Source organism: Oxobacter pfennigii (genome assembly GCF_001317355.1).
Lineage (GTDB): Bacteria > Bacillota > Clostridia > Clostridiales > Oxobacteraceae > Oxobacter > Oxobacter pfennigii.
In genome coordinates this window covers 109,825-117,573 of sequence record NZ_LKET01000041.1, presented here as the reverse complement: position 1 = coordinate 117,573, position 7,749 = coordinate 109,825, and the positions used below count along the sequence as shown (strand labels likewise).

At 41.4% G+C, this 7,749-nt stretch carries 8 protein-coding genes; 7 read left to right on the top strand and 1 reads right to left on the bottom strand.

Annotation, left to right across the window (positions count from 1 at the left end):
• The 6 genes from OXPF_RS16230 to OXPF_RS16210 form a co-directional block, all read left to right on the top strand.
• On the top strand, positions 1–619 hold a 619-nt coding region (locus tag OXPF_RS16230; RefSeq protein WP_160317247.1), incomplete at its 5' end, for a cell wall-binding repeat-containing protein.
• A 238-nt stretch (positions 620–857) separates the two neighbouring features.
• The gene (locus OXPF_RS16225) at positions 858–1,376 is read left to right on the top strand and encodes a DUF2284 domain-containing protein (protein WP_054876272.1); all 519 of its coding nucleotides are present in this window, start codon (positions 858–860) and stop codon (positions 1,374–1,376) included.
• Between the two features lie 29 nt (positions 1,377–1,405).
• The gene (locus OXPF_RS23425) at positions 1,406–1,531 is read left to right on the top strand and encodes a hypothetical protein (protein ID WP_278308405.1); all 126 of its coding nucleotides are present in this window, start codon (positions 1,406–1,408) and stop codon (positions 1,529–1,531) included.
• A gap of 897 nt (positions 1,532–2,428) precedes the next feature.
• Positions 2,429–3,820 (top strand): MFS transporter, encoded by a 1,392-nt coding sequence (locus OXPF_RS16220; RefSeq protein WP_054876271.1) that lies wholly within the window; start codon positions 2,429–2,431, stop codon positions 3,818–3,820.
• A 294-nt stretch (positions 3,821–4,114) separates the two neighbouring features.
• The gene (locus OXPF_RS16215) at positions 4,115–4,546 is read left to right on the top strand and encodes a hypothetical protein (RefSeq protein WP_242854432.1); all 432 of its coding nucleotides are present in this window, start codon (positions 4,115–4,117) and stop codon (positions 4,544–4,546) included.
• 9 nt (positions 4,547–4,555) lie between these two features.
• Complete coding sequence (locus tag OXPF_RS16210) at positions 4,556–4,942, top strand: hypothetical protein (RefSeq protein WP_054876270.1); 387 nt, start codon at positions 4,556–4,558, stop codon at positions 4,940–4,942.
• Between the two features lie 361 nt (positions 4,943–5,303).
• Here OXPF_RS16210 and OXPF_RS16205 read toward each other — a convergent pair whose 3' ends face one another.
• On the bottom strand, positions 5,304–5,990 hold the full coding sequence (locus OXPF_RS16205) for a YczE/YyaS/YitT family protein (protein ID WP_054876269.1): 687 nt from the start codon (positions 5,988–5,990) through the stop codon (positions 5,304–5,306).
• Between the two features lie 189 nt (positions 5,991–6,179).
• Here OXPF_RS16205 and OXPF_RS16200 point away from each other — a divergent pair, with 189 nt between their 5' ends.
• The gene (locus OXPF_RS16200; protein ID WP_054876268.1) at positions 6,180–7,559 is read left to right on the top strand and encodes an aminotransferase-like domain-containing protein; all 1,380 of its coding nucleotides are present in this window, start codon (positions 6,180–6,182) and stop codon (positions 7,557–7,559) included.
• Positions 7,560–7,749 lie beyond the last annotated feature (190 nt).

Here is a 7,749-nt window from a genome sequence, read left to right as displayed (position 1 = left end):
TTTCAGCCGTATCACCAGGCTTGCCGGAACAGACCGCTATGAAACGGCGGTTAAAATAGCTGAACGCTTAGAAGTCAAGACCGGAACTCCGGTAATCCTGGCTTACGGAGAAAGCTATCCGGATGCGTTGTCGGTCAGCAGCATTGCAGCGAGAATGCAAAGTCCGATTTTCTTAGTTACAAAGGATGGTCTCAGCAACGATATTAAGGAAGCCATCGCCAAGATTATGCCGTCCAAAGTCTATATTATCGGGGGCACGGCGGTTATCAGTGCTGCAGTGGAAGAACAGGCTGCCCAGCTCACTTCATTGGATAAAACAAATATAGTGAGAATCGCAGGGCAGGACCGTTACGAAACATCGCTGGCAGCAGCAAAATACTTCAATGAAGCGGGAGGAAGTATTTGCATAGCCACAGGCAATGACTTCCCCGATGCACTTGCAGGAAGTGTTTATGCCGCAAAGCACAATTCACCGATTATACTGGTGGACAGCAGCTTATCAAACAGCTTCGTTGAGTATTTGAAGAGCCGCAAGCTGAGCGGAATGACCTTGTTCGGCGGAGAAGGAGCAGTGAACAAAGGCATTGAAGAGCAGCTTTGGTCTTTGATTGAAAAATGATCCTCGATAATGTCTTATTTACTGAATTAAAGATAGAAGGAACTGCCTTCCTGAAGCATGTTTATGCTTACCTGAATGTTTCCGGGAGAATGTAACCTGCATTCCTTACAATACAAAAGCCCCTCAGAGTGATCTGAGGGGCTTTTGTCAAATCATGTTTTAAGGTTGGTATTGCATTTTGTTATAGGTAACGCTTAAATTAGATACATAAGGGTATAAAAAATAAAGGGGGATCATCATGTTGATAGAGAAAATTATAAATATGGTAGATGAATGCGGCTTTGACGAACATATGGAAATCGAAACAAAAGATATCATTTTTACCGATGATGTAATCGGACAGTGCCTCAAATGCCCTAATTCCGGAAAAAACTATGCCTGTCCGCCTTTTTCAGGTGACTTGGAGGCAAATAAATCCCGGGTTTTGAAGTACAGCAATGCAATGATAGTGAACAAGATAATGGCAATGCCGGACACCAGGGAAGGCTGGGAGAATCAGATGAAGGAGAGCAGGGCACGAATCAGCCGGCTCCGGAAGGAACTGAAGGAATTGCCCGTAGAAGTGCGGACAGGCGGAGGATGTGATTTATGTCCGAAATGCGCCGTATTAACAAATGAGCCTTGCCGGCATCCCGAGCAAATAAGGTATTCAATGGAAGGCAGCGGCATGGATATCTGCGCTATGGCCTTAAAATTAGGAATGACATATAATGCCGGCGAAAGAGGGCTGGGATATTTCTATATGATACTGTATTAAATATGCAGGGTATTCATAAAATCCGAAGCATGAAACTTTATAAAAGCCAGGAAAAGGCCTGGCTGCGCTGCAGGAAGATGTTTCTAAATTACAACTTGAAAGCGTTGTTCACCCAGGCGAATTTCAAGCTGAATATGCTGACGGCCGCCCATTAGAACCGCATTTATTCTTACTAAAAATATTTTCTTAAGGGAAGAGCATCAATGAAATTCAGATGTTTTTCCATCAAATGGCTAACTGTGCCAATAATTCTTCCATTGACTAAGGCACAGATAAATTCTGCATGGTGTATATAGTTAACTGGTTAAAGTTTTCCAGCAATTTATGTTGACAACTAGGCTCGAAGCAAATTACAATTAACTCAACCGGTAAAATTGCAGGTAGATTACAAATTATCGCAAGTTAGTGCAAAAAAGCTATTAGTGAGCTACCACTGCCTAAAGAGGTAGATGCTTTCTAGATTCACGACTTCGTAACTTCAGTCTCATCAAACGTGACTTCGGGCAGTCCCTGCCCTGGATGCCGATGATGTCGGTTTCCTTTAGTGCCTTACGCATAGAAGGAGTGACCTACAGCTTGGTTATCGCATTTTCAGTCAATCGATTTCTCTATTCAAACTAATATATCCAGCAATTAATGAACTATAATAGTTGTATTATTCAATATGATCCATTCCTCGAGGAGCAGAAATTCATCCCCCGGCCTACGCTCTCATTTCATGAGCAAGGAAGGCTAAGCGCCGGAGACTTTTTGTGTATTCTGATTTTTTTTGAGCATCACCACATCTTAAGCACTAACCGAAACCTCGCATAATAAGCATTCAACCAACAGAAATACCTTGCTGGGGGATATAGGAGGTGACGCAGCATCTTAGTAAGCGGCCTTTGATACTTAAGTCAGGGAGCAAGCTTTCATAGCAACAGCATATGCTTTGCAAGGAGGCTTAGCTCAAACCTTCGCTTAATAACCCATAGGGTTACTGTAAGCAAAAAATAAATAAGAATATTGTTAGGATTACTAGCTATATTCTTATAAATAGGGGGAGAATTAAAATGGAAAAAAATAAACTTAAAGAAAGCGAAATAATAGCATATGCTCTGCCTGGAGCTGTTTCGGCTATGGTGCATCAACCGCCGGTTCAGTATGGAATGATGTTTATGACCGATTATTTAGGCATCAGCCCTGCCGCAATGGGCACGGCAATGCTTGTCACAAAATTACTGGATTATGTCGTGTCTATCTTTGCCGGCAGCATCATAGAGAAAACTCCCAGCGAGAAACACGGCAAGTACGCTTTATGGATGAGATGGACTACTTACACTTTATTTTTCGGTTCATTGCTGCAGCTCGTCAATACCACAGGAATCATTCCTTCACCATTGGCAAGATTGCTATTCGTCTCTGTCTTCTATTGCACACTGCACTTCGGAATGAATTTCCGCGCAACGGCCCAGGGCGGCATTATGCAAAGGATGGCCGGCACTTCAATGGATGACAGAAAACGCCTGAATGCCCGTCAGGCTCAAATAGCTGCTGCTGTTACCATTATATCGGGTGCGACAACAATTCCGCTGATACAGTTTTTCGGAAAACAATTTGGCGAAGCTAACGGCTATGCCGTTATGGTTCTTACATTTGGTATTGTATTTTTGGGCTTAAGCTTCTTTACGCTCTTCCCGGTTATGAAAAGATACGATTTACCCAGAGAGCGCGCCGAGGTTGCCAAGGCTCCTTCTGTAGCTCAGATGTTCAAATCCCTTATTGACAACAAACAGATGATCGTTATGTTTTTATTGACGACAGCAACGACTGTAGGAACACAGATATATACCCCGCTTTTGGCTTATTATTTCAGAGTCGTTACAGGGCAGTTCTCGGTAATGACCCTGCTCCTTACAGTTCAAGGCATAGCGGGATTTTTGTTCAGCCTTATCGCACCGCCTATAGCCAAGAAGCTTGGCAAGAAGGGCGCACTTATCTTCGGTTCGGTTCTCTCAATCGCTTCATTTCTTGGCATTTGGCTTATTGGGCTCAACAATCTTTGGGCTATGGTGGTATTTGCCTGCTTAGCCAGAGGCGCCGTGTCCATTAACGCTTGCTTCAGGTATAACTACTACCTTGATTGCGGCGAGTACGGTTACTACACAACAGGTCAGGACAACAGAACCATGGCGCTTACAGTTATGAACTGGCCGACTAAAATCGGGTTCCTGGCCGGCGGCTCGGCGGTAGGCTTTGGTCTGGCTCTTATCGGTTATACTGCCGGTATGGAAATTACTCCGGCATTTGCGGGCAAATTTATGGCGTTATTCGGACTTGTGCCGGCGGCATTCTCCATAATCTCACTTCTTTTAACCATATTTGGCTACAAGCTTACGGACGAACAGGCTGCATTCTACGCAGCTGAAAACGTTAAAAGAGAAGCAGCTCTTAAACAAGCTTAGTAATATTATATTATAGCCGACACAACTTTCATTGACGAAATAAGGTACTCAGCATTTTGTTGCCGGCTGCACGTTTTCTGATTCGTCGGTCAGGGCAGAACAGAAGGCGGCAATTTGAGATAAGCGCCTGTTACTCGTATGAATTGAAACAAAAAAAGACTCAGAAATGAGGCACTGTGAAATCGCAGTGCCTTTTTAGTGTATCTGAAAGTAAAAGCGTAAATTTTATAAAATAGGCCGAAATTCTAATAAAGGTTATATTTTAGAGCATACTACCTGATGGAGGTGTTTATCATGGACGGAAATGTTGAATTTTTAAATTATATTCATCAAAATGCGGAGATGGGTATAGATACGATACATCAATTAATTGGGATTTCACAAGATGAAGAGTACAAAAAAATGCTCCGGTCTCAGTTGCAAGAGTATAAAATAATTTATGACAGTACAGAAGAGAAATTGAAAGAAATCAATAAAGCAGCAAAGGATATCAATGCTTTTTCAAAGGGATCCGCTTATGCTATGATTAATTTGAAAACACTGGCGAATAAATCTCCTTCCCATATTTCCGAGATGCTGATTCAGGGGAGTACTACGGGCATCGTAGATATAACAAAGAAGTTAAAAGAATACGCTGATGCTGACGATGAAATACTGTCTCTGGCAAATAAACTATTGATACTTGAACAAAATAATGTTGAAGAATGTAAAAAATATCTTCAGTGAAATGAATTTATGAATAGTGATTTAATTATTAAAGCATATGAAATCAGCGGTAAGTATAACGTTATCTTAAAGGGAAATATTAAAATTCGTGGGGATGTTACTTGTATATTGTTTGCGCACTATTGCAAAAGTACGTTGTTTTATTATGATTTTTTTAATGTCTTGCGTGACGTTTTAAATGTAAATAGAATTGCCGGTAAAAACTTAAAAGAAATAAAAAGACTTATTAAGTTAAATGGATATAAAAAAATTTGGACTAAAGGTGTATTTTCTTTTTATGGGGATTTGAGACCTTTAGCCGTGGAGGCAGGCTTTGGGAAATGGTCAGATAGTGGGATAATTTCAAATGAAAAATATGGGACTGATTTTTTAATTACAGCAATATTTTACAAATAACGGATTGGACAATAACGTTATCAGAATAAAAGTTTGTGCGATCCCGTTGATGCAGCAACTTGTTAAAAGGATTGAAAAATTATTTGTACGAAAAGTAAAAAACATGCGGCTGTTCTTTGACAACCACTGTTCGCGTTTACCTCTCTAAAACTATATCTACCGCCGGACAGCGGGCGCAAAGAGTACGCGCAAAATATGCGGTGCTTTTTGCGCCCGCTTGAAGGTACGTGATTTCGGCTATACACGGCGAGTACATGATTGTTAACGGTTCGGATTGACGGAGGGTAGCGTTATGTATATCCGGGAGAAATTGAATAACACAGCTAGTGCAAAACCACAAGCCTGACACCATGGATTTTAATTAACAATCTTCCGATATCTCATCCTCATTTAATTGCTCTTTTTTATTGCCAAAAAGCATTTTATATGTCACACCCAATGTTTCGTGTTGAATTTCTGTTGTATCAAATTTAAGCAGTCTAAAGGTGATCTGGACACAAAAGCCAATTGTAAGGGCAGATATAATTGTTCCGATACCAAACATACCACCAAGTCTCCAGCCGGCAAATACCGCCAGAAGCTCAATCATTCCACGGCAGACTCCGATTGGCAGCCTCGTTTTTCGAGTAAGCGCAACCATCAAACTGTCTCTCGGACCTGCTCCAAAGGCTGAGCCAATGTAAAAATAGGAGGCTAAGGCAATGACAAACAACCCTATAATCAACATGATGATTCCAAATGCAAAGCTGCTGGCCATGGGTATAATATGAAATCCTAGAATCAGATCGAGGAAAACTCCAATAAGCAGCATATTCAAGATGGTGCCAAGCCCTAGCTTTTCTCCAAGCAATAATGCTATGATTCCAATAACTGCTCCAGCAATAATGGAAGCGGTTCCGATGCTTATTCCTGCCGTTTTTGCAAATCCCACATGAAAAACCTCCCATGGAGCGTATCCTATATGGGCATTTAGTGTAACTACGATTCCAACTGCATATAGAAAAAGTCCCCAAATCAAGCGCAGCAGACGGTTATAAAATTGTCTCATAATAAAATCCCCTTCTTATATTGTATGACTTAAAAAGTTGTAGTATTATAATTGTATGACATTCATTTGATAAATAAAATAGCTTAACGAAGATGGATGCAAATACTGTACTACCATCATTATAGCCATATTAGCAGTGAAGTCAATAGAATATTGTTTGTCATACATTTTGCACTGGAGGGTTTATTCATGTGGAATCCCAAAATTATTGATACAGATAAAGTACTTTATATTGCAATCGCTGATGCAATCGAGAGGGATATTCATCTTGGCATCCTTAAGCCAAATGAAAAAATGCCCCCTCAGCGGTCTCTTGCAAAGACAATAGGAGTAAATCTTACCACCATTTCAAGAGCATATAACGAGGCTCAAAGAAGAGGCCTTATTTCTGGTACGGTCGGCAGCGGAACCTACGTATCACAAAGTGATAGAAAAAATAGCACCTTACCGGAAGTTCTTAAAAACGAGGATGAAATAATTGAGCTGGGGCTGGTGGGTTCTATAAAAGTAAAGGGCTACGACCTGTCAAAGCTGCTAAAACCCGTTACAGAAGATCGTACCTTGGATTCATTACTGGACTATGTGCCGAGCCAGGGCCTACCTAGACATAGAGAGATTGCTGTCCAGTGGATAAGACAATATGGTCTGGAGGCAGAGCCCGAGCGTATTGTAATATGTACGGGAGCAACGCATGCGATTATCTGTTGTCTTCTCGGACTTTTTGAACCGGGAGACAGAATTGCGGTGGATTCCCTTACTTTCACCGGATTCAAGAATGCAGCCCAACTTAGCCGCATGAAGCTTGAACCCATAGCAATGGATTCAGAGGGGATGATTCCCGAAAGCATTGAAAGCATGTGTAAAAAGCACCAAATAAAAGGAATCTATCTGATGCCTAATATGCAAAACCCCACTGCAGCGGTGATGTCGGCGGAGAGAAAGCAGGCTATTGCAGATATCATCCTCAGGTATGGACTTATTTTGATTGAAGATGATATATATAATTTTACAAACCTGACAGACCAGACGGCACTAAGCGCTCTTGTACCGGATCATGGGATCTTTATCTGTGGTATTTCAAAGGTATTCTTTCCCGGACTAAGGATTGCTTTTACTGTTATTCCAGAACGGTTTTTGCATAAATTTACTCAGACCGTTACAAATACTGTATGGATGGCACCACCACTAAACGCTGAACTGGTAACAGGCCTCATTGAGAGTGGTGCTGCTGCAGAAATTATAAATAAGAAAAGGCAGGTAATCGCTCACCGGCTTCAGCTTGCCAAGGAAGCGTTTAAGGACTTTTCTTTTCAGTCCGCTGAAAACAGTGTTTATTTATGGTTAAACCTTCCGGAAGGATGGTACTGTGCGGACTTTGAAAGCACTGCCTTAATGAATAGAGTCAGAGTCATATCAGCCTATAAGTTCTATGTTGGAAGCCAACTGCCGCCAAATGCAGTGAGAGTTTCACTGGGCTCGGTAAAAGATGATGAACAGCTGATAAAGGGGCTGAACATTTTAGTCCGTATTTTGAAGCAGAATCCGCTTCTTACATCACCAATCATGTAATGCTGAATTACACATCAACGAAAATTGCGTATTGTATTTTGGGGACACCTTCTGGGGAACATTGCATGCAATGGTTATACGGAACATAGATTAGAAGAGTAAGGATGGTATCTACCTATTTTAGTATGATAAATTTCCCTAATCTGGCTATCCATGAAACTGTATATGATGAGCTGGTACTACAGTCAGG

Bases quoted from the DNA above. Each gene is read 5' to 3' on its own strand.
- OXPF_RS16225 (WP_054876272.1), top strand. From the start codon at position 858: ATGTTGATAGAGAAAATTATAAATATGGTAGATGAATGCGGCTTTGAC.
- OXPF_RS23425 (WP_278308405.1), top strand. From the start codon at position 1,406: ATGAAACTTTATAAAAGCCAGGAAAAGGCCTGGCTGCGCTGCAGGAAG.
- OXPF_RS16220 (WP_054876271.1), top strand. From the start codon at position 2,429: ATGGAAAAAAATAAACTTAAAGAAAGCGAAATAATAGCATATGCTCTG.
- OXPF_RS16215 (WP_242854432.1), top strand. From the start codon at position 4,115: ATGGACGGAAATGTTGAATTTTTAAATTATATTCATCAAAATGCGGAG.
- OXPF_RS16210 (WP_054876270.1), top strand. From the start codon at position 4,556: ATGAATAGTGATTTAATTATTAAAGCATATGAAATCAGCGGTAAGTAT.
- OXPF_RS16205 (WP_054876269.1), bottom strand. From the start codon at position 5,990: ATGAGACAATTTTATAACCGTCTGCTGCGCTTGATTTGGGGACTTTTT.
- OXPF_RS16200 (WP_054876268.1), top strand. From the start codon at position 6,180: ATGTGGAATCCCAAAATTATTGATACAGATAAAGTACTTTATATTGCA.